Below are 24937 nucleotides of genomic sequence, written 5' to 3' on the forward strand. Positions count from 1 at the left end.
GGTCGGCAGCAATCTGCGTGATGGTTACAAAGCGCTTTAAGCGCCGTGCCCGCAATACGGGAGTCCGTGACCGCATCGAGGCAGAACCGCAAGGCTCTACGCGCAGGTGCCCACGTCGGTCACGGCAGGCATCAGGTATCAGCAGGTTCATGGGCAAAAAGCGACCAGGCGGAAATGAACATGGCCGCAATCAACGGCCCGACGATAAAACCATTGATCCCGAACAGCGCCATGCCGCCGACCGTTGAAACCAGCACGACGTAATCCGGCAATTTTGATTCCTTGCCGACGAGCGGAGGCCGCAACAGATTGTCGATCAGGCCGATAATCACAAGCCCGACGAGAACCAGGATCACAGCCTTCAACCATGCACCGCTGACCATCAGAAACAACGCGATCGGGCCCCACACAAAGGCGGCTCCCACCGCGGGCAACATGGAAAAGAAGGTCATGACCACCCCCCACAACAATGCCGCCTCTATCCCCAGCGCCCAGAGTGTCACGCCACCGATTGTCCCCTGGATAATCGCGATAATGACGTTGCCTCTCACGGTCGCATTGATGACGGAAGTGAACTTCTCCAGGAACTGAGCGGAATAATCATCGCTTAGCGGCATCGCCCGCCTGATCCTCACAACAATTTTTTCACCGTCGCGAAACAGGAAATAAAGCAGATACAGCATGATGCCGGAACCGATGAAGAAGTTCAGTGTGGTCTCGCCGACATTCACTAGGTGACCTGCCATTGACTGACTGGCCTGCATGATTCCCCCGGAAAGCTTGTCCCGCAGGTCGGGAAAAGCACTGAATTCGATGGGCGTCCAGCGTTCGATGAAGCTAGGCACAGCGCTCGTGAGCTGCTCTACACGACCACGCAGATCGAATTCCTCGCTGCTGACTTGCTGGTAGAGGCTGGTACCCTCCTGCGCGATGGAAGCAAGGATGATCACAACCGGAACAATCACCAGGCAAATGCACATCAGAAGATTCAGAAGCGCAGCCATCCCTTCTCTGCCGTTCAAGCGGCGGACAAGAAAAACCTGAACCGGATGAAAGACAATCGCCAGAATGACAGCCCATAGCACCGCCGTATAAAACGGAATCAGCAGCAGGCCGAAAGCAATCGTGGTAAGCGCCAATATCAAATAAAAGCCCACGCGCTGAACTGAAATACTGTGCGGTTCCATAGCGGTTCTTTCACAACGGGGCTGTCATACCGGGGGTATTCCTTCCGGTTGAACGATTATGTAGCCGAGACACCCGGATTGTCCAAGCGACACCCGCCGCGCAGTCCGCCAAAACAGCGTCGACGGCAATCATCGCGCCGCAGAAGTACACATAGCCGGCTCTATCATCGGATTTCTTTGCAACGGAATGCGTTAGATCAATTCGGTGGCGATGCTCCTCGCTATAATCCCGCCTTGAGATGAGATTTGAGGATAGGCCATGAAGCAGCCCAGCCTGAGAGAAGAAATTGCGGGCCTTCGAGCCGAAGTCGAGGAATTGCGTCGCAACGTGCCTCCGCCGAACCCGACCCCGGGTGCCGCTTCACCGGAAGCCGATAGCCAGCCCGAGGATGTCGACACATTGCTCGGCGAACTTGGCGATCTGGTCCAGACGATGCTCGATGATGCGGAAGAGAGCTTCACCGAGCATCCCGTTGCGTCGGTTTCCGCAGCCCTTGCGCTTGGCATCGTCATCGGCCGTTTAACAGCAAAGTAATGTAAGATCATGTCCATTCATTCAACCGTCAGAATCCTCCGGCTCTACCTTCGTTCTGAGTTGCTGGTAGGGGAAATCCGCCTCAAGGTGCAGGCGCGAAAACTCATGCTGATGATTTTCGCGGCCCTGATCGTTTTGATGGCGCTGGTATTCCTCAACATCGCTGCTTACCAGCTACTGCTTGCCAACTGGGGGCCGATCAAGGCGCCCTTCATCCTGGCGATCGCCAACGTGCTGCTGGCAATCGTCCTCGTGGTCGTCGCTGCATTCACCAGGCCCGGCCCGGATCTCGCCGCAGCAAGGGAACTGCGAGATCTGACATCGGCAACACTGGAAACCGAATTGAAGTCCAATCCGGCTGCCGCAGCGCTAGGCAGCATGGCTGGCATCAACGGCCTCAATGGATGGGACAGCGCCAGGTTCCTGGTTCCGATCATCTCCTCGATCATCCGCAGTCTACGTCGCCGAAAGGCAGGCTCGTGACTGCTAACAATCCACCTGACCTGCGCTGATTGGCTTCCCACCGACAGCCCAACCCCTAGACAAGGAACAGATACATGACTGATATCAACAAGTTGGCAAAAGACCTCAAGCAGAATTATGACGAGATCAAACTCAAGGTGCATCTCGGTTCAAAGGAAGCGCAAGACGAGTGGGCTGAACTTCAGGAGCGCTGGAACCACTTCGAAAGCCAGGCCAACCTGAAAAAAAGCAAGGAAGATCTGGGCGACGCCGTCGAAATCCTCGGATCGGAACTCAAGGACGCTTTCACCCGTATCCGCAAGGCCCTCTGACAAAGCCAACACCGAATATCGCAGTCTGTAAACAGACGATCCGTAACAAAAACCGGCGCCCTCTTTCTCCCCGATGGCGCCGGTCTTGATTCTGAAACGACCCCTGCCGTAGCGCTTGATCAGTCAGGCATTTTTGCAGCCGTACCCTCGTGCCAGCACCCCGCCGGTAGCCGGCTCGCTCACCCCGGTGGTGCCGGGGTAGGTCAGCGGCAAGCCGCGCAGCGATCGCACCGCAAGCCAGGCCCAGGCCTCGGCTTCCATCGAATCACCATTCAACCCGGCTTGTTCGGCAACGATCACCTGCCCGGAATGGCGCGTGGCGACGGTCAGATCCTCGACGATCATCCGGTTGTGACGGCCGCCGCCTGTCAGGATCCACAATTTGGGTTTTTCCGGCAAATGCGCCTGCGCCTTGGCAATCGCTGCAGCAGTCACAAACGCAAGCGTACGCGCCCCGTCCTCAAGCCCTGCCTGACCATCTTCGGGCGGCAGAAAATCGTTGCGGTCAAGCGATATGCGTTGTTTAGCGGTGAAGAATGGCGACGACAGATACTGGTTGGCGAGACTCGACAGCACCCGCCCCTCCGAGGCGATGGCGCCGCCGGAATCATAGGGAACACCAGCATGACGGGTCACCCATTGATCGATCAGCGCATTGCCCGGTCCACTGTCGAAGGCCAGCAACGCGTCATCTGAGCCTATATAGGTGATGTTGGAAATCCCGCCTATGTTGACGAAGGCGACCGGTCTGAGCTCGGCCCATTCGCCCGAGAGCCCGGCAGCAAGCGCGCGGTGATAGGCCGGAACCAGCGGTGCACCCTGCCCGCCCATTGTCATGTCGCGGGCGCGCAGATCATACACCACATCAATCCCCAGCCGCTCCGCCAGTCGCGCGCCAAGGCCCAGTTGAACGGTCAGCGCCTGGCGCGGCCGGTGCAGCACCGTCTGACCATGAAAGCCGATCATGTCAATGTCGTCACGGCTAAGGGATTCGCGCGCCATGAACGCCTCCACCGCCTCGGCGTGACGGTCGGTTAGTTCGATCTCGATCTCGGCCAGTTCACCAGGACGCTCTTCGCGCTCAGTAATCGCCTTGGCTGTCTCCAGCGCTGCTGTCAGCCGCTTGCGGAAATCTGCGTCGAAGGCCGTAAACGAGGAAGCACCGCGATCCACCACCGCGTCGCCATCCGTGTCGAGCATCGCCAGGTCGATGCCATCCATCGAAGTCCCGCTCATCAACCCGATTGCCCGTTTGAGATCGCCGCCAGTCGCCATCGGCCGTCATCCTTGCTGCATCAGCCGATCCGCAAGAGGTGGAATCAGCATTGTTTTGCGTTGCAACCTACATGCCGGGGCAGCCCGCGTCAGCAGCGACGACATGGCCTCAGTTGAATGCGCCTGCCGCTAATGCTAAAGGCCCGCCCGGGCGTCACATACCGATCGACGCCCGAATTGTTTCCGGAATAGCCGAGATAACCGCAAGGACAGTGATATGTCAGCCTTCAAGTCCGATTTCCTGCGCACTCTTTCCGAGCGCGGGTTCATTCACCAGGTCTCCGATGAGACGGGCCTCGATGATTTGTTCCGGAACGAGACTGTCACTGCCTATATCGGCTTCGATCCGACCGCGCCAAGCCTGCATGCCGGCGGTCTGATCCAGATCATGATGCTGCACTGGATGCAAAAGACCGGGCACCGGCCGATCGCGCTGATGGGCGGCGGCACCGGCATGATCGGCGACCCCTCATTCAAGGATGAAGCCCGCAAACTGCTGACCCCGGAACTGATCAACGAGAACATCGCCGGCATCAAGAGCGTGTTTTCCAATTACCTCGATTTCGGCGACGGTCCGCAGGACGCGGTCATGGCCAACAACGCCGACTGGCTGATGGGCATCAACTACGTTGAATTCCTGCGCGATGTCGGCAGGCATTTTTCGGTCAACCGTATGCTGGCGTTTGATTCCGTCAAAACCCGGCTCGACCGCGAGCAATCGCTGTCGTTTCTGGAATTCAATTACATGATCCTCCAGGCCTACGACTTCGTCGAGCTCAACAAGCGCTATGGCTGCCGCCTGCAGATGGGCGGGTCCGACCAGTGGGGCAACATCATCAACGGCATCGACCTCGGTCACCGCATGGATTGCCCGCAGCTCTACGCGCTGACATCGCCGCTGCTGACCACCTCATCGGGGGCCAAGATGGGCAAGTCCGCCAATGGCGCGGTCTGGCTCAACGCCGACATGCTCAGTGCCTACGAGTTCTGGCAGTACTGGCGCAACAGCGAAGACGCCGATGTCGGCCGCTTTCTCAAGCTCTACACCACCATGCCGCTCAACGAGATCGCCAGGCTCGAAGCCCTCGGCGGCGCCGAGATCAACGAAGCCAAGAAGATTCTGGCGACGGAAGTCACCGCCATGCTGCATGGCCGCGCCGCAGCCGAACAAGCCTCCGAGACCGCGCGCAAGACCTTCGAGGAAGGCCAGACCGCAACTGATCTGCCCACCATCACGGTTCCCGCTGCCGATCTCGAGGCCGGCATCGGCCTGCTGGCGCTGTTCGTTCAGGCCGGTCTGGCCGGCTCCAATGGTGAAGCCCGCCGTCATGTTCAGGGTGGCGCGATCAAACTCAACGATGTGCCAGTCAGGGACGACAAGACACTGGTCAACGCGAGCTATCTCAATGATGACGGCGTGATCAAACTATCTCTGGGCAAGAAAAAACACGTTCTGGTGCGCGCCGAATAGACCGCTCCGCCGATCCCACTTTCCACCACGAGACGTCACGCCGCCGGGTTACCTGATCCGGCGGCTGTGTCCCGCGCTACCGCCTGAACTCGAAAATCGAGCGGAACACACCCGGCGCGATGACCGACAGCGGATTGACTTCAAGCAGCGGTGACGCGGTCTTTCCGGTCAGTCGGAAGGTGATGCCGATCAGGCCACGATCCCGACCATTGCCCAAAAGAGCGCCAATCAGCGGCAATTCGCCGAACAGACGGTTGACCCCATAGGCGGGCATGAACGTGCCGGTCAGGTCGATCAGGCCCTTCCCGTCATAGACCTTGCCCTGGAATGAAGCGCCAATTTGCGGTCCACGCACCACGCCTTCGCTAACCAGCAACTCACCACTGCCCGAAACCACCTTGGCGTTGGCCACTTCAAAGCGCGCTTCCGAGACGTCGATGTCAGCCTTCACCGCGTCACGCAGGGTTTTGCCGTCCTTCTTGCTGGGTGTCGAAACCAGCGAACTCAACCGCGGTTCGCCGACCACCACGAAATTCCGGATATCGATCGCACCACGCCGCAACGGACCGCCCTGGCGGGTGAGCCCGACATTGAGCAGGCCGCCACGAATGCGCGAATAGACCCCGGCGAACCGCACGAAGGCCCCGGCATCGCCGCTGGTAACCTTTATTGTTTCATTGGACTGGCCGCCGGAGACCGCGATCACCACAGCCTGCCCGCTTTGCGTGACCGCCTTGAAATCGAATTTTTCGATCCGGCTGCCTTTGCCCTTGTAGGCGATCACGCCCGATGTCAGTTTTTCATCGGAATACCCGTGCACCGTGTCGACGCTGCCCGAGACCTCGATCTGCGCGGCGCCGGTATTATCGCCGCTGCTCCCAGCAGTCGACTTCGCCAACGCAATCATTGGCCGCGCGTCGAACGATTGACCGGAAAGCGCCACCTTGTAGCCCTTGCCGCTGCGGCTGATTTTTGCCCGGTAGTTGTCACGCGGCGACAGCACCACCTTGGTGAAATCAGCAGATGCCAATTGCCCCCCCTTGATCGAGAGCGCGCCGGTGGCCTCGAAGCCGTCGCCTGACAGGCGCAAATCGTCAAGCCGGGTCAGTCCACCCTTTTCGTGCAGGGCAAAGCGAAGCGTACCGGCAACCCCCTCACCCTTGGTCCATCCTATGCCCGGAACCGTCAGTTCCGCAGGCTTGAGATCGAGCGTGACCAACTGCCTTCCGTCGGTGCCGGTTTCCATCACAAACCCGACCGGCCCCGAGATCAGCGAGTTGGTGCCGGGCGCTATCTTCTCGCGCGCTTCCGGGCTCAGCGTCCCCGACAGTTTGCGCTGCCCTTGGACGGACGAATCGCCCACCGGCTGAACCACGTCGAGCTTCATCGGCGCACCGTCGACCAACGCGTCAGTCTTCAGCTCCGCCTGGGTCGGCGTGACATAAAGACTGCCATCCATCTTGGTCAGTGACCGGCCTTCGATCGGTTTGGCAATATCGACCCCGCTCATCTGCAGATCGACCGTCCAGTCCGGCGGCGGCGGCGACTGTTTCGGATTCAGCCCGAACCGCGCCGTCACAGTCGACGAAATTGTACCGCTCAGATCTTCCGGCGACAGACCGATCCTGTCGAGAGCATCAATCGGATGATAGGTGATCAATTCGGCCACGGCATCGGCTTCGCCACTGACCGACATCGCCAGTTCGGCCATCAGCGGCTGCTGATCGGTTGCCGGAATCGTGAAGGTCGCATCGGTGATGTCGACTTTCCGGCCAGTAGGGAAAAAAGCCGTTGCCGAGGCCACCGTGACGCTGACCTTCGAGCCGCGCAGCTTCATGTGCCCAATCGTGTCGCGCAGTGGCGGGATGTCGCCGGCAACATTCATGCGCGCTCGCTGGATATCGAAATCGATCTGCAACTGGTTCTCATTGAAGGTTGCCCGCCGGTCACGCGGAAAGTGACCAGCAGGAACCGTCAGCTGAATCCGTCCGTTGCTTACCGTGCCACCGTAGAGATTATTGAGCACCCATTGCCGTGCTTGCTTGCCAACCCAGTAGGGCCAAAGCTGCTTGACCGCAGCCGTCGTCATGCTGGGGGCTTCCGCCACCAGGTTCATCTCCGGTGATAGGCCGGTGACAAAGCGCCATGAAGCTGATCCGAAAAGGCCGCCGCGCGCCGAGGCCAGCACCAATTCCTCAGCAACCAGCAGCCGCTTGGCGGCGTCGAAATGGCCAAAGGCCTTGCCGTCGAAGGAAATCGGCGGTTCGTCCGAATCTCCCGGTGCGGCCAGGCCGTTCTTGACCACCAGATCAAACGCCACTCCCTCGCCTTTGACCCCACCGACGCTTTCGATCCTGTCAGCGTCGATCAGCCCGCCGGTAAACGGCATCACCGTCTCGCCAATCCGGATCAGCGACGGCGTGATCTCGATCTTGTCCATGGCGGGCATGTACGCAAGATTGACGCGCGCTTCGCTCAATTCCGTTTCAATCCCGCCCAGGACGATGGTGCCATCGGATGTCGTCACTGTGGCGTTGAGCGCCGGCTGGCTGTCGGCTCCGCCGCGCAACGCCTTGAAGGTAACAACGATTTCCGAACTCACACCGTTGCGACGTTCGACCCGGCCATTGGTCTGCAGATCAATGGCGATCCCATCGATTTCGCCATTGATCTCGGAAAGCCCGACACCGCCGCCCTCGGACGTGGCCATGCCATGCACGGCTATCGAGCGCCCGGCTCGGATCAGGTCGGCTTCGATCTCGTAATGCTGCCCGTCGATCCGTTGCACCGACGCTTCTTCAATCGTGATCAGCGCCCCCGACCCCGAAATCCGGACATCGGAAAACCGGAACACCCGGGCGTCGACATCTTCGACGCGCGCGGCGATCTGGTTGAGCGCTACGAACAACTCCTCGATCGCCGTCTCGGTTGAATCGACACGGAACCCGGCAAGATCGGCAAGATCAAACCCCTGGCGTTCCGGTGAGACAAGACCAACGCCGGCAATATTCACGGATTTGACGGCAATCCTGCCCGTCAGCAGTGCCATCGGATCAAGCGCGATCAACACTCTGTCGACCCGGTTGGGCGGCTTGGCGCTGTCCAGCGGCGCAATCACCACATCTCGTGCCTCAAGCGCAATTTCACCGCGCAACGTTATCCTCACCCCAGCCGAGCCCATCTCCGCCCGGTTCTCCGCGCCCACCGCCCGGGCCAGCGCCGCCTGCGCCTGATCGCGCACGACCCCATCGGCAAACCCGGCCTCCAACGCTGCCAAGCCCAACCCCACCAACACCACCAGCCCGGCCATGATTCCCCCAAACCATACAAGCAGCGTCCGGCGTCGGCTGCGATGCCCGCAGGCGCGCAGCACAATCCGGTCGTCGGCGTTGGCGGAAGGCATGTCGTGCAAGGCAGCGATATCGCGCTTTTTGAAACGAACCTTGGTGATCGGGTGATCCGGCATGAGGGTTTTGGGGACTTCTTTCTGCAGGTTGCTGATTCTACTGGACTGTCCGGCTTGCGTTTATATACCGCCTCGGGGCAGGGTCACTTGCAAATGATCCCGCATGAGCGATGAGAGGTTTCCGACATGAGCGAACTTGGCGAAGGCAGTCTGGCGCCACAATTTGATCTGCCACGCGATGGCGGCAGAAACGTGTCGCTGGCAGAATTGGCCGGCAGCACGGTGGTGCTGTATTTCTACCCCAAGGACGATACCAGCGGCTGCACCGTGGAAGCCATTGATTTTACTGGCTTGGCCGATGAATTCGCCAAGGCCGGTGCGGTCGTGATCGGCGTTTCGCCGGACCCGGTCAAAGCCCATGACAAGTTTATTGCCAAGCATGATCTCGGCGTGATCCTGGCCTCCGATGAAGACAAATCGATGCTTCAAGCCTACGGCGTCTGGAAGGAAAAGAGCATGTACGGCCGCAAATATTTGGGGGTTGAGCGCTCGACATTTATTGTGGACCGCGATGGTCGCATCGTCAGGATCTGGCGCAAGGTCAAGGTCCCGGGTCACGCCCAGGAAGTTCTCGAGGCCGTCAAGGCGCTATGAGCAGTATCGGCGCAACCAAATCCATGATGGACATTCCTCTCCATTCGCTCAGGGATGGTGCCTCGCGCGCCATTCGCGCTGCCGATCTGGATGAAAAAACCGCGGTGACACAGGAAGTTGCCCGTCGTTGGCATGCGCGGCGCCTGTCACTGCGCTCGCCGCTGGATATGCTCCCGCCGGACCGCCCGGGCCGCCCCGACAAGCCCGACCTTGTGGCGCCTACCCAGGTAGTACGGCGCTCGCTGCATTCGCCACGCGGGCGCGTTGCACTGTTACATGCGATCGCCCATATCGAACTCAACGCCGTCGACCTGGCGCTGGACATTGTCGCGCGGTTCGCCGCCGCACCGATGCCGCAAAGCTTTTTTGATGGCTGGATGCAAGTGGCTTTCGAAGAAGCCAAGCATTTCAAGTTGGTACGAGACCGTCTTCGCGCGCTGGACGCCGATTATGGCGACATGCCTGCCCATGACGGCCTATGGCAGGCTGCCCATGACACGCGCAACGACTTGACCGCACGGCTCGCCGTGGTGCCGCTGATCCTCGAAGCCCGCGGGCTCGACGTGACCCCTTCCCTGCGCGCAAAAATGCGCGAGGCCGGCGATCATGACAGCGCCGCAGTCCTGGACATCATCTACGAAGACGAAAAGAAACATGTGGCGATCGGCGCCAAATGGTTCCGCTTTCTGTGTGCAAGACAAGGCAAGGATGCGGCCCGGACGTTTCACGAACTGGTGCGGGCCAATTTCCGCGGTGGCCTGAAACCACCCTTCAACGACCTCGCCCGCGCCGCCGCCGGCTTGACCCCAACCTTCTACCGGACGCTTTCCAGCCAGAACATGTCTTAAGGAGCGCTCCGGTTTGACGTTCTCGACAGAACAGGCGCCGGTCTCAAACGTTTATTAACCTTAACAGGGTGTAATCGTCCTCGAGCAAACAACGGCAACCCGTTCCGACGAGGATTATTGCGTGTCGCAAAGGCAGGACAGCCGCACTTTCGGCAAACGGCAAAAACAAGCCCACACGATCATTTTCGCCAGTGGTGAAAGCATTCGTCACATTACCATACGCCCATGGATTGCCGGGCTGTGCATGTCGCTGCTCGGCGTCATGGCCATCGGCTATCTTGCCGCCACTTCCTATCTGGTGCTGCGCGACGATCTGATTGGCGCCTCGATGGCCCGACAGGCCCGCATGCAGCACGCCTATGAAGACCGCATTGCCGCCTTGCGCTCGCAGGTCGACCGGGTCACCAGCCGCCAGTTGCTGGACCAGCAACTGATGGAAGACAAGGTCGCCGAACTGATCGCCCGCCAGGAAGCATTGAGCGCTCGCAACGGCAAGCTCGGCCCCCTGCTCGAGCGGGTCGGCTCACTTCAGCAGCAAATCCCGGTTCCCATTCCCAACCCCGAAAAGCAGGCCGCACTGACGACCGAGTCAACCAAGACGCTGCGTTTGGCAAGCCTGGCACCGCGCGCTCGCGTTCTCGCCGATCCGGCAACCACCCGGATCAACCCGCTGGCTTATGCGGGCACCTCCACCGCCACCAGCGCGGAATCGGTCAGCGACCGTGCCGACCGGATTTTCTCCAACGTCACCCTCTCGCTTAAGTCGATCGAACGCAGCCAGATCGAGAAAATGCAGGGGCTTGCCATCGACGCCTATGAGACCGCCTCGGAAATTGGCGAAGCAATCAAAAACACCGGGCTGCCGGTCCCCGAACTCGAAGACAACGGTGTCGGCGGCCCCTTTGTCCGTCCCAACGATCCCAAAGCATTTGAAACCACGCTTGACGATCTCGACCAGGCCCTTGGCCGGCTCGACGAAATGCGTCTGCTGGTCCGCAAGTTGCCGGTTTCCAGTCCGGTAGACACCACCGAAATCACCTCACGCTTCGGCAACCGTAAGGATCCGTTCCTTGGCAAGCTGGGGTTTCATGGCGGCATTGATTTTCGGGCACCGAGTGGAACGTCGGTTCGCGCCGCCGGCTCTGGCGTGGTCATCCGCGCCGGCCGCCATGGCGGCTATGGCAAGTTGGTCGAAGTCGATCACGGCAACGGCATCACCACCCGGTACGCGCATCTCTCCAAGGTGCTGGTCAAGCAGGGTGACCGGGTAACCAGTGGCACACGGATTGGCAAGTCCGGTTCCACCGGCCGTTCCACCGGGCCGCATCTGCATTATGAGGTCCGCCGCAACGGCAAGCCCGTGGACCCGATGCGCTTTGTCAAAACTGCCAATATCCTCAGACCGTTACTGGCTTCCAGGTAGTATCGACCTCGCATTTAGCCAGCCGCAGCCGGTCCAAATCAAGCCGGTCTGCACCTACGTGAGCCCGACAGGGTATCGGCGCGGCAATTCAAGTACTATGCGAGAACAGCAACACAGTGACGGCTTCAATGCTTCCGCAGCCTTGAAAATGCTGCCCATCGCACCAGATGAGGGTTCAGTGTCATCACCGTAAGATGGTGGCTTTTCTTGACTTTGTGGCGCGTTACGACTAAGCGAAACCCACAGGGATCGTGCATCGCGCGCCATCCCGTGCATCGTCGCACACTCCGAAACGGAAACAGTTCCCAATTGACCACTTTTGCTGACCTTGGCTTAAGCCAAAAAGTATTGTCCGCCGTCACAGACGCAGGCTACACGACCCCCACCCCCATTCAGGCGGGTGCGATCCCACCGGCGCTCGAAAGACGCGACATTCTCGGCATCGCGCAGACCGGCACAGGCAAGACCGCCGGATTCGTTTTGCCGATGTTGACGATGCTTGAACGCGGCAGGGCGCGGGCACGGATGCCGCGCACACTGATCATCGAACCAACGCGCGAGCTCGCCGCACAGGTTCATGAGAATTTCGAGAAATACGGCAAAAACCATCGCCTCAACATCGTTCTGCTGATCGGCGGCGTCTCCTTTGACGAGCAGGATCGCAAACTTGAGCGCGGCGCCGATGTGCTGATCGCCACCCCGGGCCGGCTGCTCGACCACACCGAACGCGGCAAGCTTTTGATGACCGGCGTCGAACTGCTGGTCATCGACGAAGCCGACCGGATGCTCGACATGGGCTTCATTCCCGACATTGAGCGGATCGTCAAACTCATTCCGTTTACCCGCCAGACCCTGTTCTTTTCGGCCACCATGCCGTCGGAAATCCAGAAGCTTGCTGACAAGTTCCTGCAGAACCCGGTTCGCGTTGAAGTGGCGCCGCCATCTTCCACCGCGGCCACCGTGGTGCAGCGGCTTGTTGCCTGCGGCGGCAAGGATTTCGAAAAGCGCGAACGCCTACGCGAACTGATCCGTGCCCAGACCGAATTGAAAAACGCCATCATCTTCTGCAACCGCAAGCGCGATGTGGCCGATCTCTTCAAATCACTTGAAAAGCACGGGTTCTCCGTCGGTGCATTGCACGGCGACATGGACCAGCGCTCGCGCACCAACATGTTGCAGGGCTTCAAGGACAACGAGATCACCTTGCTGGTGGCCTCCGATGTCGCCGCTCGCGGCCTTGATATCCCTGATGTCAGCCATGTCTTCAATTTCGATGTGCCGATCCACGCCGAGGATTACGTCCACCGGATCGGCCGCACCGGTCGTGCCGGTCGTGCTGGTGCCGCCTTCACCATGGTCTCCAAGCGCGATGGCAAATATGTTGATGCCATCACCAAGCTGATCGGTCAGGATATCGAATGGCTCGACGGCAAGGAGGCTGTCGCCTCATCTGACGGCGACGCCGATGAAGCTCCGCGCCGCGGCCGCCGTGGCGAAAGCAAGTCACCCGCACGCCGCAGCGGACGTGACGACAAGCGGCCACGCAGTGATAAGGCCGAGGTTGAAGCCGTCAAGGAACAGCCCGAAGCCGCGCAGGCAAGCAACGAAGAGGCACCAGTTGCTGCTGCCGTGCAGGTCAGCGACAATGCAAGCGAAGCCCCCGCACCTGTACGGGAAGCACGTGAACCGCGCCGTCCGCGTCAGGATCGCGATCAGCCGCGCCAGGCCGCGCAAAAATCTCCGGCGCCTGCCAATGACGACCGCCATCGCCGCGGCCGTCAGAATGACGATCGCGATCCGACACCGGTTGGCTTCGGCGACGAAATTCCGGCCTTCATGATGATCGGCGCCAGTCAGTAAGACACGGCAAGCCGGACTCTCAGACGACAAAGCCGCCCGCATCCGTGCCGGCGGCTTTTTTTTGCGCGCTCGCAGCATTATTTGCCACCCCTGGCTGAACTGCATTGTCAGCCACTGCCCGCATTCTGGCCAGACCGGAAACTCAGACAGCCAGCGACGGCTGCCCTTCGTTTAACGGCGCCAGAGCCTCGGCAATCAACTCGCGCAACCATCGGTGATCCGGCGCCGCCGTCGATCGCTTGTGCCAGACCATGGTCAGTTGCACCGGGGTGATAGGTATCGGCGCCTGATAAATGCTCAATCCCACCTTGGGCGCAATCCACCGGGCCAGTTGATGTGGCAACAGCGCGATCAGATCGGATTCGCTGACCGAGCGGTAGACGCCTGAAAACACCGGCATGGTCATCACCACCCGCCGCTCCCGACCGATACCGTCCAGCGCTTTATCACCCATCGCCCTGAGTTTGCCCTCGGGGGAAAACAGGATGTGGCCAAGATCGCAGAACAGATCGATCGGGATCATATCACCCGGCTTCAACCCGGCCAGCTTGAGCCGCGGATGACGCTGCCGGGCAATGACCGAGAAATTCGACCAGAACACCGGCTGCTTTTCCACCCAGTCAGGAACCGGCCTGTCCGGGATCAAGGCGATATCCACTTCGTAACGCTCCAGCGTTTCCACGTAATTGTCCGGCACCAGATCCAACAGTTGCACGCGGATGCCAGGCGCGCGTTTAAAAACCTGATCTGCCAACCGCGGCATCAGCAGTTCGGCGAAAAAATCGCTGCCCGAGATCTTGAAATCGGTGGTCGCCACCATCGGATCGAACTGCTTGGGACGGGCAAACAGCGCCTCGATGTTGTCGAGAGCTTCGCGCAGCGGAATTTCGATGGACCGCGCGTAATCGGTGGCTTCAAGCCCCTGCCCGCGCCGCAGGAACAACTCATCGCCAAGCACCAAGCGCAACCGCCCGAGAGCTGCCGACACCGCCGGCTGCGACAAGCCGATGCGTTGCCCGGCGCGCACAGTCGATCCCTCGCGCAGCAGGGCGTCGAGGACTCGCATCAGGTTCAGATCGAAGGTCAATAAATTCATGAGGCAAATACCTGCCATATGAACAAACGATTTCGAATATGAGTACATCCGACTTAGGCTGCAATCAATCGAAACCGTTTTCGTATTCAGCCAGCCACGGGTTCCAGAGAAATCGATGACCACGCATAACCTTGGTGCCCGCGCCACCCAATGGCTGCAGCCATGCGCACCCGAACTAATTCTTTCGGCAAGAGGCCAGCGGTGGTCCCGTACCGGTTGGCGGTTCCACACCATTTCCCAGTTCGTTCCAATTCGGACCCGTCGCCTCAGTTCACCACGACGCCAACACCGTGGCGATGATGCGCTCAGGGCTTGATGGCACCGGCCGATCTCGCTGGAGTTTTACCGGTGCGCGGTACGAACACACAAATATAACCAAGGAGGGAAGACCATGAACAGCATTGCAACGCGGTTTTATGCCACCAGCGCCATTTTCGCGCTCGCCGGAATGACCTGGGGTATCCAGATGTCGGCTTCTGGCGACCACACCCTGTCACCGGCGCACGGCCACCTCAACCTGATTGGCTTTGTTGCCATGGCGGTGTTTGGAACATTCTATGCGCTCAGCCCGCGTGCCGCAGCGTCCCGGCTGGCCAATATCCACTATTTCCTGACCGTCGCTGCGGTGCTGGTGATCGTGCCTGGCATTGCCATGGCCATCAAGGGCAACGGCGAAGCGCTGGCCAAGACCGGTTCCGTGCTCACGCTCGCCACAATGGCGCTGTTTGCCTATGTGATTTTGCGCAATGGCGTCGCCAGCACCCGTTCAGTTGAGACCCCTTCGCTCAACCGCCCCGCATCCTGACCGGCACCAGCCCGACCTGCACCCGGGTCGTCAACCAACTGATCTCTATTTCGCCCGGAGCGCCGCTTCCCAGGCAAGCCGCACCCATGTCGACAATTCGTCCGGATCGTCGATGGCGGAGTCCGGTATCGACCAATAGGGCATCGCCACCGGCTTGTTCTTGCCCTCATAGACCCATTGCTGCGCACCGGCGGCGGCGAACTCAGGCGCACTCTCGGTGTCCGCCTTGAGCAGAATTTCGTCGTGGAATTCCAGCGCCAGGATCCGGCCCTGATGGTAGACGCCCTTGCCGCCGAACATCCGCTTGATGGTCACTTCGCCAAGGCTGTCAAACATGTCGCGGATCAGATCATTGTCGATGGCCGGTCTCCTTCGCAAGCCCGAGCACGGACGCCGCCGGTCCGGTCTCAGTAATGCCGCCAGCCAGCCGCACCGCTTCGGGCGTGTCGACATCGAGCCGCGCTGCTGGACCGATTTCGACATCAATCACTGGCCAGGCACCGCTTTCAATCAGCGCCCGTGCGCCGACATCCCCCGAAAGCGTCATCGCCTCGGATAACGCCGCACGCGGCAGGATCACCGGGTTGCCGCGACGCTCGCCGTCACAGGCGCGGATGATCGCCCGACCTTCATGCGCAATGAAAGCGGCGATTAACGCATCCAGATGCTTGGAGCCAAGCGCCGGCATATCGCCCAGCAGCACCAGCGCGCCGGAAATGTCATTACCCAACGCGGCAAGCCCGGCCTTGAGCGAAGAGGCCATGCCCGAGCCATAGTCCCGGTTTTCCACCAGATCCAGGTCCAACCCGGAAAGACAGGCGGCGATATCGGCCGCACGGTGCCCGGTCACCACCACCGCGGTCTTGGCGGATGACCCCAGCGCCGTACGCGCCATCCGCCGGATCAACGGCTCACCGTCAAACTCGGCCAGCAATTTGTGCCCCGCGCCATCGCCCATCCGGCTGGCCTTGCCGGCCGCCAAAAGAACAATACCGACCTCAAGCGCCTGCCGCGTTCGCTCAGGCGTTGCCTGACGTGGCTGCGGCCTGCTGGGAATTTCCTTGAGCAGACCGCCGACGCCCATCCGTCCGATCTCCCGCGACGAGGGAGGTTCCCCCGCCAATACCCGCGCCAGCACCCAGTCAAACCCGTTTTCGCGCGGGCTGCGGGCACAGCCCGGCGCACCGATCACGGTGACGTCGTCTACCGCACCGAGCACCATCAAATTTCCGGGGTCGACCGGCATGCCCACCCGTTCCACCGTACCACCCGCCTGGCGGATAGCTGCCGGAATGACATCATCACTGTCGGTCACCGCCGACGCCCCGAACACGAACACCAGATCGAGATCTCCGACCATTTCGGCAATTGCCGGGGCAACAGCCCCAGCATCGTGCGGCAGCCGGACTTCGCGCACCAGCGACGAGCCCGAGGGCGCCAAACGCACTGCCAGCAGATCCCGCGTCTTGTCCATGACCGAGGTTTTAAGCGTCGGCAGTTCAGTCGCGATCAGCCCGGCGCGCACCGCTCTGAACGGCATGACCACGGCGAGGTCAGGCGCGGCAACAGCTGATTGTGCCTGCTCCAACGAAGCACCGGGTACAGCCAGCGGAATGATCTTGATGGTCGCCACCATTTCATCAGCCGTCACCGCAGTGCGATCCGCAAGGCATGCAAAGGTGATCGCCGGATCAATCGCGTTGAGCGCGTCAACCAGCTTGGGTTCTGCGCGAAACAGTCCGGCCCGCGTGGCGTGCAGATTGACCCGGCCGGTCGAGGCATTCGCCGCACGGATGTGGGCGCCGGTAAAGGCCCGTGCGAGGATCGAAGCAGCTTCGTTCTCGCCAACATCACCGGGCTCAAGCCGGGCGACGATGACTTCCATTATGCCTGCCTGATCTAGCAGATCGATGTCGGCTGCGCCGAGCACATGGCCTTTTTTCAGCCTTCGCGATCCGGCGGATGTACTGTGCGCCAGCACCGTACCTTCTGCCTCATGCAGGGGAACCGGGCCAAATTGCACCGCTTACGCCTCTTCCGACACGTCCGCGCGGCGCAGCGCTGCAATCACCTGCGCCAGCACCGCAACGGCAATCTCGGCCGGGCTCTGCGCGCCGATGCCAAGCCCGATGGGGGCGGCGATGCGGCCGATCTCGGCCTCGCTCAAACCCGCCTGTGTCAATCGCTCGACGCGCCGCGCATGGGTCTTGCGCGAGCCAAGCGCGCCAACATAGAACGCCCCAGCTTGCAGCGCTTGGGTCAGCGGCCAATCATCGACCTTCGGGTCGTGAGTCACGGCAACCAGCGCGGTAAACGCATCGATCGGCCGGTCCTTGAGCGCATCCTCGGGCCAGTCGGCAATAAGCTCGATGCCTTCAAACCGCTCGGTCGTGGCAAAGGCCGTGCGCGGGTCAACCACCAGCACGTCATACCCGGCAATCCGGGCCATCGGCGCCAGCGCCTGCGAAATATGCACTGCACCGATGATCACCATGCGCGGCGCCGGCACATGCACATTGAGGAAAAACCGGCGGCCTTCCGCCTCCACCATCCGAGATTTGCCGGCAGCAAACACCTTGGTGAGCGCCGCGCCAAGCTCGCCGGCGATCGGATCGCCCTTCATCACCAGCCGGTCGCGGCCATCGCCGAGATCGGTGACCATGACGGCAGCCTGGCGGTTACGCCGCGCAGCATTGAGTTTTTTAAGCAGATTGGGATCCATCAGTGCATGCCTCAGCCAAGCCGCTCGACATAGACTTGGATTTTGCCGCCGCAAGAAAGCCCGGCGCGCCAGGCGATTTCGTCGGCCACCCCGAATTCGAGAACCTTGGGCTCGCCGCTGGCAATCACATCCGCGGCCTCCGCGATCACGGCGCCTTCAACGCATCCCCCGGAAACGGAACCATGAAAATCGCCATTGGCGTCAATTACCAAATGGCTGCCCACCGGTCGAGGCGCAGACCCCCACGTTTCAATCACGGTGGCTACCGCCACCTCCCGGCCGTCGAGCATCCAGCGCTCGGCAATCATCAGCGGATCGATCTGGTCGTCCGCGGTCACAGTGTTCATGGTGACCTCCCTTCATGCAAAGAACGAGTATGGGCACTTGCCGGCCTGCAATTCAAGAGCCTTGCAGATACCGGCGCGGATCGGCCGCAGCCGCGTCCTTCGTCCCCAGCCCCGCGACCAAATCAGCCATCGCCGCGATGTTGTGAACCGCGCGCAACTCGTCAACATGGCCAAGCATCGTCCGCATCCCGCGTGCGCGGGCTTCAAAACCGTCAAACCGGAGCAGCGGATTGAGCCAGATAAGTCGCCTGCATGAGCGGTGCAGCCGGTCGATCTCGGTTTCCAGTTCCTCAAACGAATCGCGTTCCAACCCATCGGTAATCAGGATGACGATCGCCCCCTGCCCCAACACCCGCCGCGACCATTTTCGATTAAACAGCCTCAGTGCTTCGCCGATTCTGGTGCCGCCTGACCAGTCGCGCACCGCGCCGACGCACTGATCCACCGCTTCGTCAGGGTCCTTGCCGCGCATCTGCCGGCTGACATTGGTGAGCCGTGTACCGAACAGGAACGTGTGCACACCACGCCGCTGCTCGCTGATGACATGCATGAAATGCAGAAAAATCCGCGTGTACTGGCTCATCGATCCGGAAATATCGGCAATGATCACCAGCGGCGGGTGCACCTTTCGGCGCTTCCGAAACCGCGGCAAAATGAGATCCCCGCCGGTGCGCATGGCAGCACGCATGGTCGCTCTCGGATCGATCCGCCGCGGCGTTGACGATGGCTTGTAGCGACGGGTCTCGACCAGGTCGAACGGCAATGTCAGCTCGGTGATGGCACGTTTGGCCTGAGCCAGTTCCAGCGCCGTCATCTGCGCGAAATCCTGCTGTCTGAGCACCTCGTTGCCGGAACTGGTCTCACGGGCGTCGATATCGATGATCGGCTTTTCTTCGGGCGGCCGGCTTTTCTCGTGGCCTTCGAACAGTGCCTGGCTGACCCTGGTTTCGCCGGCCTTGAGCTTTTCCTTGCGCTCGGTCTCGATCGCCACCGGTGAAAACATGGCGATCATCTTCTCGACCAGATCACGGCTGCGCCAGAACAGCTTGAACGCCTGATCGAAAACCTGATGATCCTCGCGCCGCTTGACGAACACCGAGTGCAACACCCAGTAAAATTCCTCGCGGCTGCCGATGCCTGCAACCTGCACCGCCTCGACCGCATCGCGCACCGCCGCCGGCCCAAGCTTCATGCCGGATTTGCGTAGCACGCGCGCAAAATAGACAATGTTGTCGACCATACGGCCGTCGTCATGATCGGAAATTTTGGCGGGAACAGCTTCGGCCATCAGACCGACGCTGCCAGCTCGGCCTTCACCTCGGCCAGCAGCTCTCGCCCGGCACTGCCTTCGATCCGGGCAATGTCATCCTGGTATTTGAGCAGGGTGCCGATCGTGTCCGACACGGTTTCAGGATCAAGCGCCAGCCGGTCGAGTTCGGTCAATGCTGTTGCCCAGTCGATGGTCTCGGCAACTCCCGGGCTCTTGAACAGGTCCATCTGCCTGAGGTGCTGCACATAGGCCACCACCTGCCGCGACAGTTCAGCATGGCACCCCGGCACCTTGCGGCGGACGATCTCCAGTTCCACATCGGCGCTCGGATAATCGACCCAGTGGTACAGGCAGCGCCGCTTCAGCGCATCGTGTATCTCGCGGGTGCGGTTGCTGGTGATGATGACAATAGGCGGTTCCTCGGCCTTGATCGTGCCAAGTTCTGGAATGGTCACCTGGTAGTCAGACAGGATTTCCAGCAGAAATGCTTCGAACGCCTCGTCAGTACGGTCAAGCTCATCAATCAGAAACACCGGCGCCCGACCGGCCACGCCACCCAGCGCCTGCAGCACCGGACGGCGGATCAGGTGTTTTTCAGAAAATATGCTACGCTCGATCGCCGACTTGTCGTCCTCACCGGTGGCCTCGGCCAACCGGATTTCGAGCATCTGCGCCGGATAGTTCCATTCATAGACAGCCGAGGCCACATCCAGCCCCTCGTAGCATTGCAATCGAATCAACGGCCGGTCGAGCGCCTTGGCCAGCACCTTGGCAATCTCGGTCTTGCCGACGCCGGCCTCGCCTTCCAGAAACAGTGGCCGCTGCATCCGCAGACTGAGAAACAGCACCGTCGCCAGTGCCCGCCCTGCGACATAATCCTCGCTCGTCAACATTTCGAGCGTTGCATCAATGGTGGCTGGCACAGGGTTTTGAATCGACATCATGGCTCCGGCTGCAGGAGGAAAACGACAGGCTGTGGCATCGGCCGGAAAATACGAATCCCGTTCGGTATCAGCCTAATGCAACCTGACCGAAAACTAGAGCGATCTGTAGCCACGGTCCAGATACAAAAGCGCGGGCCCCGGCGCGCCGACCCTGAGACCGATCACCTCGCCGATGAAAACCGTGTGAGTGGCCACGATCTTGGCCTCGATCACCCGGCAGTCGAAAACCGCCGCCGCGCCGACAAGCGCGGGAGCGCCGGTGGCAATCGTATCCCACTCGCCAAGCCCGAACCGCGCCTCCACGTCGAGATGGTCGAGCCCTGAAAACGCCACCGCCAGCGGCTCCTGGTCGGCCATTAGCGTGTTCAGTGTGAACACGCCGGCTTCGGCAAACAGCGCATTGTTCGGGTTGGAATGATTGAGACAGACCAGGACGGTACCGGGGCTATCGGAAATCGAGCAGGCCGCGGTCACGGTCACGCCACGGCGCACGCCCTCAAGCGCCGTTGCCGCGATCTGCACATGCCCGGCATATCGCGCCATAGCATCGCGATATTCCCTGGAATCAATGGTCTGCCGTTTCAACACCTGTGCGCCTCTGGTTCCGCTGGTCTCGGCACCATACATAAAGGCCACAAGCGAATTTGAAACCCGCAGCCGCGACTTTTTATGCTCCAGCTCCGTATGACGGGGTGGAAGCTGCGGATTCTGCTTGGATTTATACCGTGCTGCGGGCTAAATGCCTACATGAAAACCCGATACCTGCTGAACCGCCTGGCGCTCATCGCCGCACTTTCGTTCGCCGCCACATCAGTGCATGCGAAGGCGCTCAGTATTGGCCTGGTGATCCCGCAGTCGGGACAGTTTGCCCTGCTCGGCCAGCATGTCCGCGAAGCTTTCCAGATCTGGGATCAAACCAATCCCGGCGTCTATGCCGATATTGTCGAGGGCGACGACGACTGCTCGGCCCAATCGGGCTCCGATGCCGCAGTCGCAATGGCCGAAGCCGGCGTCGACATCGTCGTTGGCTTCTTGTGCACCGAAAGCCTGGCTGCAGCGCTGCCGTTGCTTACCGAAGAATCGATCCCGGTGATGACACTGACCGTGCGCGCCGATATCGTCGGCGAGGAAGCCAACCGCCTGGGCTGGAAATTCTACCGGCTCGCCCCGAGATCAGGCGCCGAGGCGGAAATCGCCGCCGACGCGATCTTTCGGCTGTGGGCCGACAAATCCTTCGCGCTGATCGAAGACGGCGCCATCTCCGGCCGTGAACTGGTTGAAGCCGTCCGCGTCAAGCTTGAAAACCGTGGCCTCAAACCCACCTTTGTCGACAATTTCCGCCCCGGACAGGATACCCAGCCAAGCTTGGTGCGCCGGTTGCGGTCCGCCGGTATCACCCACGTCTTTGTGGGTGGTGAACGCAGCGACATGGCCGTCATCGCCAAGGAAGCCGATTATCAGAAACTGCCACTCCAGTTCATGGGCGGTGATGCCTTGCACGCCCCCCAAGGCGAGAACCCGCTGCCCGATGGCACCATTGCGGTACTCTCGGACGGTGCGATCCCCGGGCCTGAAGCCGAGGCCGCCCGAAACGTCTTCGAAGACCACGGCCTGATCGCCGAGGGTTTGCGCATTCCCGCCTATGCGGCAGCCGAGATCCTCGGCGCGGTCGCCACGCGGCAAGGCCACAGCAATGGCAGCGTTGAAGATCTGCTCCGGCAATCGACCTTCTCCACAGCCTTGGGAACAGTCACCTTCACCGACCAGGGCGAACGCCGCGAACCGGGCTTCGTGCTCGCCATCCTGCGCGATGGCGAATTCACCCGGATGAGCATCGCCGATGCTGCCCAGTTGCGGCAGGAGAGCCAGTGATGGAGACCGGCGCGCGCAACCTGATCACTGATGTCGCCGGGCTGAAAGTTGGCAACGCCAATGACACCAGGCTCAATTCCGGCGTCACCGCGATCCTCTGCGATCCACCTGCGACTGCCGCCGTGCAGGTTCTCGGCGGCGCACCCGGCACCCGAGAGACCGATCTGCTGGAGCCTCACAACACCGTCGAGACCGTCAACGGCCTGGTGCTGTCCGGCGGCTCGGCCTTCGGTCTGGATGCCGCCAGCGGCGTGCAGGCGCTGTTGCGCGAAAAGGGGCACGGGTTTGAAGTCGGCCCGCACCGGATCCCGATCATTCCGGCAGCAATCCTGTTCGATCTGATCAATGGCGGCGACAAGGACTGGGGCCGATACCCGCCCTACCGGGAGCTGGGATACCAGGCTGCAGCTGTCGCCAACACGGATTTCGCCATCGGATCGCACGGCGCGGGGCTTGGGGCGCTGACGGCAACCTTCAAGGGCGGGCTCGGCTCCGCCTCGTGCGTGACCGCCAGCGGCCACATCGTCGGCGCACTCGTCGCCGCCAACCCGATGGGCTCCGTTACCATCGGCGACACCCGCCATTTCTGGGCGTCACCGTTCGAGATCGGTTCTGAATTTGCCGGCCTCGGGCTGCCGTCGCCAATGCCCGCCGACGCCGCCGAACTGCGGATCAAGTTTCGCGACATGGCCCGCGGCGCCAACACCACCATCGCTGTCATTGCTACCGACGCGGTGCTGACTAAGGCCGAGGCCAAACGGCTGGCTATTGCCGCCCATGCGGGTTTCGCCCGGGCCATCTGGCCGAGCCACACCCCATTTGACGGCGATCTGGTGTTTGCACTGGCCACCGGCGCGTCGGGCCAGAAACCCTCACTCGATGCCTTTGTTGATCTTGGCGCGGCGGCGGCCTCAACCATGAGCCGCGCCATTGCCCGCGGCATCTATGCGGCAACACCCGATCCCCGCGACCTGATGCCTGCCTGGTCGACCCGCGCGGATTGACCGGCAAACGATTGCCCCCATGCGCCGGCAATGCTACCCGGTCTAACTGACAACAAAGGGACCCGCCATGCCTCTCCTTCGCCGCGCTGTTTTCGCTCTATGGGCGTTGATGCTGACGGGCATCCCGGCTCACGCCGGCGAGTTCTCCGAGTTCCGCCCGCTCGGCTTTTCCGCCGACGGCGGGGTTTTCGCATTTGAGGAATTTGGCGTTCAGGATGGTTCCGGTTTTGCCTTTGCCAACCGGTTTTTCATCAATACCTCCGATGATTCGTTCCTGCCCGGCTCGACCGTTCGCGTTGTCATCGAGGACGAGGCCGCAACTGTGGCCGATGCGCGCACTGAAGCCGCCACGCAATCCAGCACCCTTGAGCAGCAATACGGTTTTTCAGAAAACCCCGGCGTGATCGCCACATTCAACCCTCTTTCCGATCTGAATGGTTCAACCGACCAGCTGCGCTATCTGCCGATGTCGATGGTGCCACAGCCTTTCGGCGCCTACACCGCGCAGCTGACCGAGAAGCAACTGCCGCCAACGGCATCCTGCGCGTCAATCACCGAAACATCGCTCGGCTTCCGGCTGGAAATGACCGAGGCCAACGGTGAGCCCGCATCGATTGTGCTGCACGAAGATGCCGCAGTGCCCAACAGCCGCAATTGCCCAACCGGCTACCGGCTCGGCGGGGCGATCACCCATTATGCCGACGGAATCTGGACCCACGCCGTGCTGGTGCTGGTCCGCTCCTTAGGGTTTGAAGGCGAAAATGGCCGCTGGATCGCAGTCACACGACGCTTTGAATGAACACACCCATCAAGACGCGCAAACGGGGGGCGCCGGCGCCGAAGCCCGCCAATGACAATTCCAACCTGCGTGACCGGTTAAACGCGGCGCGCATCGGCTGGCGGGAAGCTGTGCTCGGCGCCATTGCCTGGGGCGCGGCGATGGCGATTTCGGCGCAGGCCTCCATGTGGCTGTCGACCGGCGCCCAGACCACGCATTACTGGGTGCTGACGGCGCTGCTGTTCGCTGGCGGGGCGCTCGCCTGGCCGTTCAGCCTGGCGGCATTCCGCGTCGTCGCCTTCCGCAAGGCCCGCGAAGCAGCCTTTGCCGCTGCCGTTCTCTGCCTGTCGCTGTCCACCATCATCATCACAGCCACCATCTACGCAATCATCTACCGGAACTTTTACGCGCAATGGCACGGCGATCCGTTCACCAAACTGTGGCTGTTGCAGCTTGCCTTCACAAGCGCCGCGGCGTTTTACCAGTTTGCCGTGCTGGGGCTGCGACTCTACCTGCCGCTCGGGCTGGCATTCCTGCTCGCAGCCGCCTGGTTGCTGGCACGCGGCCGGAATTGGACCCGCCGCCCCGCGCGAAGCAGAACGCCCGTCCTGAATCGGTCACGCGGCCGTTAAATCCGCACAATTTG

At 61.1% G+C, this 24937-nt stretch carries 24 protein-coding genes; 13 read left to right on the plus strand and 11 right to left on the minus strand.

Going from position 1 to position 24937, the window contains the following annotated elements:
- Nucleotides 1-131: 131 nt before the first annotated feature.
- Nucleotides 132-1172, minus strand: coding sequence for an AI-2E family transporter (locus ACK6D9_RS15195; protein ID WP_412051826.1), 1041 nt, complete (start codon nt 1170-1172; stop codon nt 132-134).
- A gap of 274 nt (nt 1173-1446) precedes the next feature.
- On the opposite strand from ACK6D9_RS15195, the gene ACK6D9_RS15200 reads away from it, so the two are divergent.
- The 3 genes from ACK6D9_RS15200 (at nt 1447) to ACK6D9_RS15210 (ending at nt 2516) form a co-directional block, all read left to right on the plus strand.
- The gene (locus tag ACK6D9_RS15200) at nt 1447-1722 is read left to right on the plus strand and encodes a hypothetical protein (protein ID WP_412049138.1); all 276 of its coding nucleotides are present in this window, start codon (nt 1447-1449) and stop codon (nt 1720-1722) included.
- Between the two features lie 9 nt (nt 1723-1731).
- Nucleotides 1732-2205, plus strand: a complete 474-nt coding sequence (locus ACK6D9_RS15205) for a hypothetical protein (RefSeq protein ID WP_322988819.1) — start codon at nt 1732-1734, stop codon at nt 2203-2205.
- 74 nt (nt 2206-2279) lie between these two features.
- Entirely contained in the window at nt 2280-2516 is a 237-nt protein-coding gene (locus tag ACK6D9_RS15210; protein ID WP_322988820.1) for a hypothetical protein, read from the plus strand.
- Nucleotides 2517-2639: 123 nt separating this feature from the next.
- Here the strand turns inward: ACK6D9_RS15210 and ACK6D9_RS15215 are convergent, their stop codons facing one another.
- Complete coding sequence (locus ACK6D9_RS15215) at nt 2640-3791, minus strand: anhydro-N-acetylmuramic acid kinase (RefSeq protein ID WP_412049139.1); 1152 nt, start codon at nt 3789-3791, stop codon at nt 2640-2642.
- Nucleotides 3792-4008: 217 nt separating this feature from the next.
- On the opposite strand from ACK6D9_RS15215, the gene tyrS reads away from it, so the two are divergent.
- Nucleotides 4009-5262, plus strand: coding sequence for a tyrosine--tRNA ligase (gene tyrS / locus ACK6D9_RS15220; protein ID WP_412049140.1), 1254 nt, complete (start codon nt 4009-4011; stop codon nt 5260-5262).
- Nucleotides 5263-5338: 76 nt separating this feature from the next.
- On the opposite strand, the gene ACK6D9_RS15225 is transcribed toward tyrS, so the two are convergent.
- On the minus strand, nt 5339-8728 hold the full coding sequence (locus tag ACK6D9_RS15225; protein ID WP_412049141.1) for a DUF3971 domain-containing protein: 3390 nt from the start codon (nt 8726-8728) through the stop codon (nt 5339-5341).
- A 126-nt stretch (nt 8729-8854) separates the two neighbouring features.
- Between ACK6D9_RS15225 and ACK6D9_RS15230 the strand changes: the two genes are divergently transcribed.
- The 4 genes from ACK6D9_RS15230 to ACK6D9_RS15245 all read left to right on the plus strand — a co-directional run bounded on the left by ACK6D9_RS15230 (nt 8855) and on the right by ACK6D9_RS15245 (nt 13453).
- Nucleotides 8855-9322 carry a peroxiredoxin gene (locus tag ACK6D9_RS15230; RefSeq protein ID WP_412049142.1) on the plus strand — a complete coding sequence of 156 codons (468 nt, stop codon included), beginning with the start codon at nt 8855-8857 and terminating at the stop codon, nt 9320-9322.
- A gap of 23 nt (nt 9323-9345) precedes the next feature.
- Nucleotides 9346-10170, plus strand: a complete 825-nt coding sequence (locus tag ACK6D9_RS15235) for a ferritin-like domain-containing protein (RefSeq protein WP_412049143.1) — start codon at nt 9346-9348, stop codon at nt 10168-10170.
- 121 nt (nt 10171-10291) lie between these two features.
- Nucleotides 10292-11593 (plus strand): peptidoglycan DD-metalloendopeptidase family protein, encoded by a 1302-nt coding sequence (locus ACK6D9_RS15240; RefSeq protein WP_412049144.1) that lies wholly within the window; start codon nt 10292-10294, stop codon nt 11591-11593.
- 309 nt (nt 11594-11902) lie between these two features.
- Nucleotides 11903-13453: a DEAD/DEAH box helicase gene (locus ACK6D9_RS15245; protein WP_412049145.1), complete on the plus strand. Its 1551-nt coding sequence runs from the start codon at nt 11903-11905 to the stop codon at nt 13451-13453.
- A 142-nt stretch (nt 13454-13595) separates the two neighbouring features.
- On the opposite strand, the gene ACK6D9_RS15250 is transcribed toward ACK6D9_RS15245, so the two are convergent.
- The gene (locus ACK6D9_RS15250) at nt 13596-14549 is read right to left on the minus strand and encodes a LysR family transcriptional regulator (RefSeq protein WP_412049146.1); all 954 of its coding nucleotides are present in this window, start codon (nt 14547-14549) and stop codon (nt 13596-13598) included.
- Between the two features lie 391 nt (nt 14550-14940).
- Between ACK6D9_RS15250 and ACK6D9_RS15255 the strand changes: the two genes are divergently transcribed.
- The gene (locus ACK6D9_RS15255; protein WP_412049147.1) at nt 14941-15354 is read left to right on the plus strand and encodes a hypothetical protein; all 414 of its coding nucleotides are present in this window, start codon (nt 14941-14943) and stop codon (nt 15352-15354) included.
- A 45-nt stretch (nt 15355-15399) separates the two neighbouring features.
- On the opposite strand, the gene ACK6D9_RS15260 is transcribed toward ACK6D9_RS15255, so the two are convergent.
- The 7 genes from ACK6D9_RS15260 to ACK6D9_RS15290 form a co-directional block, all read right to left on the minus strand.
- Nucleotides 15400-15714, minus strand: a complete 315-nt coding sequence (locus tag ACK6D9_RS15260; RefSeq protein WP_267656104.1) for a TfoX/Sxy family protein — start codon at nt 15712-15714, stop codon at nt 15400-15402.
- On the minus strand, nt 15704-17377 hold the full coding sequence (locus ACK6D9_RS15265; RefSeq protein ID WP_412049148.1) for an NTP transferase domain-containing protein: 1674 nt from the start codon (nt 17375-17377) through the stop codon (nt 15704-15706). Before ACK6D9_RS15265 ends, ACK6D9_RS15260 begins: the two co-directional genes overlap by 11 nt.
- A gap of 3 nt (nt 17378-17380) precedes the next feature.
- A complete protein-coding gene (locus ACK6D9_RS15270; RefSeq protein WP_412049149.1) occupies nt 17381-18076 on the minus strand; it encodes an XdhC family protein in 696 nt (231 codons plus the stop codon).
- An 11-nt stretch (nt 18077-18087) separates the two neighbouring features.
- Complete coding sequence (locus ACK6D9_RS15275) at nt 18088-18423, minus strand: XdhC family protein (protein WP_412049150.1); 336 nt, start codon at nt 18421-18423, stop codon at nt 18088-18090.
- A 52-nt stretch (nt 18424-18475) separates the two neighbouring features.
- Nucleotides 18476-19711 (minus strand): vWA domain-containing protein, encoded by a 1236-nt coding sequence (locus ACK6D9_RS15280; protein ID WP_412049151.1) that lies wholly within the window; start codon nt 19709-19711, stop codon nt 18476-18478.
- On the minus strand, nt 19711-20634 hold the full coding sequence (locus ACK6D9_RS15285; RefSeq protein WP_412049152.1) for an AAA family ATPase: 924 nt from the start codon (nt 20632-20634) through the stop codon (nt 19711-19713). Before ACK6D9_RS15285 ends, ACK6D9_RS15280 begins: the two co-directional genes overlap by 1 nt.
- A 96-nt stretch (nt 20635-20730) precedes the next feature.
- A complete protein-coding gene (locus ACK6D9_RS15290) occupies nt 20731-21180 on the minus strand; it encodes a flavin reductase family protein (RefSeq protein ID WP_412049153.1) in 450 nt (149 codons plus the stop codon).
- Between the two features lie 204 nt (nt 21181-21384).
- Between ACK6D9_RS15290 and ACK6D9_RS15295 the strand changes: the two genes are divergently transcribed.
- The 4 genes from ACK6D9_RS15295 to ACK6D9_RS15310 all read left to right on the plus strand — a co-directional run bounded on the left by ACK6D9_RS15295 (nt 21385) and on the right by ACK6D9_RS15310 (nt 24923).
- Nucleotides 21385-22509: an ABC transporter substrate-binding protein gene (locus ACK6D9_RS15295; RefSeq protein ID WP_412049154.1), complete on the plus strand. Its 1125-nt coding sequence runs from the start codon at nt 21385-21387 to the stop codon at nt 22507-22509.
- The gene (locus ACK6D9_RS15300; RefSeq protein WP_412049155.1) at nt 22506-23513 is read left to right on the plus strand and encodes a P1 family peptidase; all 1008 of its coding nucleotides are present in this window, start codon (nt 22506-22508) and stop codon (nt 23511-23513) included. The genes ACK6D9_RS15295 and ACK6D9_RS15300 overlap by 4 nt, the downstream gene beginning before the upstream one ends.
- 67 nt (nt 23514-23580) lie before the next feature.
- On the plus strand, nt 23581-24312 hold the full coding sequence (locus tag ACK6D9_RS15305; protein ID WP_412049156.1) for a DUF2259 domain-containing protein: 732 nt from the start codon (nt 23581-23583) through the stop codon (nt 24310-24312).
- Entirely contained in the window at nt 24309-24923 is a 615-nt protein-coding gene (locus ACK6D9_RS15310) for a hypothetical protein (protein ID WP_412049157.1), read from the plus strand. The genes ACK6D9_RS15305 and ACK6D9_RS15310 overlap by 4 nt, the downstream gene beginning before the upstream one ends.
- Nucleotides 24924-24937 lie beyond the last annotated feature (14 nt).

It is taken from the genome of Hoeflea sp. Naph1 (assembly GCF_046837775.1).
Taxonomy (GTDB): domain Bacteria; phylum Pseudomonadota; class Alphaproteobacteria; order Rhizobiales; family Rhizobiaceae; genus Hoeflea.

What these genes read in the sequence shown, in the direction of transcription:
- tyrS (WP_412049140.1), top strand. Translation starts at nt 4,009, where the DNA reads ATGTCAGCCTTCAAGTCCGATTTCCTGCGCACTCTTTCCGAGCGCGGG.
- ACK6D9_RS15215 (WP_412049139.1), bottom strand. Translation starts at nt 3,791, where the DNA reads ATGGCGACTGGCGGCGATCTCAAACGGGCAATCGGGTTGATGAGCGGG.
- ACK6D9_RS15295 (WP_412049154.1), top strand. Translation starts at nt 21,385, where the DNA reads ATGAAAACCCGATACCTGCTGAACCGCCTGGCGCTCATCGCCGCACTT.
- ACK6D9_RS15230 (WP_412049142.1), top strand. Translation starts at nt 8,855, where the DNA reads ATGAGCGAACTTGGCGAAGGCAGTCTGGCGCCACAATTTGATCTGCCA.
- ACK6D9_RS15255 (WP_412049147.1), top strand. Translation starts at nt 14,941, where the DNA reads ATGAACAGCATTGCAACGCGGTTTTATGCCACCAGCGCCATTTTCGCG.
- ACK6D9_RS15305 (WP_412049156.1), top strand. Translation starts at nt 23,581, where the DNA reads ATGCCTCTCCTTCGCCGCGCTGTTTTCGCTCTATGGGCGTTGATGCTG.
- ACK6D9_RS15290 (WP_412049153.1), bottom strand. Translation starts at nt 21,180, where the DNA reads ATGGCGCGATATGCCGGGCATGTGCAGATCGCGGCAACGGCGCTTGAG.
- ACK6D9_RS15310 (WP_412049157.1), top strand. Translation starts at nt 24,309, where the DNA reads ATGAACACACCCATCAAGACGCGCAAACGGGGGGCGCCGGCGCCGAAG.
- ACK6D9_RS15205 (WP_322988819.1), top strand. Translation starts at nt 1,732, where the DNA reads ATGTCCATTCATTCAACCGTCAGAATCCTCCGGCTCTACCTTCGTTCT.
- ACK6D9_RS15250 (WP_412049146.1), bottom strand. Translation starts at nt 14,549, where the DNA reads ATGAATTTATTGACCTTCGATCTGAACCTGATGCGAGTCCTCGACGCC.
- ACK6D9_RS15285 (WP_412049152.1), bottom strand. Translation starts at nt 20,634, where the DNA reads ATGTCGATTCAAAACCCTGTGCCAGCCACCATTGATGCAACGCTCGAA.
- ACK6D9_RS15235 (WP_412049143.1), top strand. Translation starts at nt 9,346, where the DNA reads ATGATGGACATTCCTCTCCATTCGCTCAGGGATGGTGCCTCGCGCGCC.
- ACK6D9_RS15225 (WP_412049141.1), bottom strand. Translation starts at nt 8,728, where the DNA reads ATGCCGGATCACCCGATCACCAAGGTTCGTTTCAAAAAGCGCGATATC.
- ACK6D9_RS15270 (WP_412049149.1), bottom strand. Translation starts at nt 18,076, where the DNA reads ATGGATCCCAATCTGCTTAAAAAACTCAATGCTGCGCGGCGTAACCGC.
- ACK6D9_RS15280 (WP_412049151.1), bottom strand. Translation starts at nt 19,711, where the DNA reads ATGGCCGAAGCTGTTCCCGCCAAAATTTCCGATCATGACGACGGCCGT.
- ACK6D9_RS15275 (WP_412049150.1), bottom strand. Translation starts at nt 18,423, where the DNA reads ATGAACACTGTGACCGCGGACGACCAGATCGATCCGCTGATGATTGCC.
- ACK6D9_RS15210 (WP_322988820.1), top strand. Translation starts at nt 2,280, where the DNA reads ATGACTGATATCAACAAGTTGGCAAAAGACCTCAAGCAGAATTATGAC.
- ACK6D9_RS15200 (WP_412049138.1), top strand. Translation starts at nt 1,447, where the DNA reads ATGAAGCAGCCCAGCCTGAGAGAAGAAATTGCGGGCCTTCGAGCCGAA.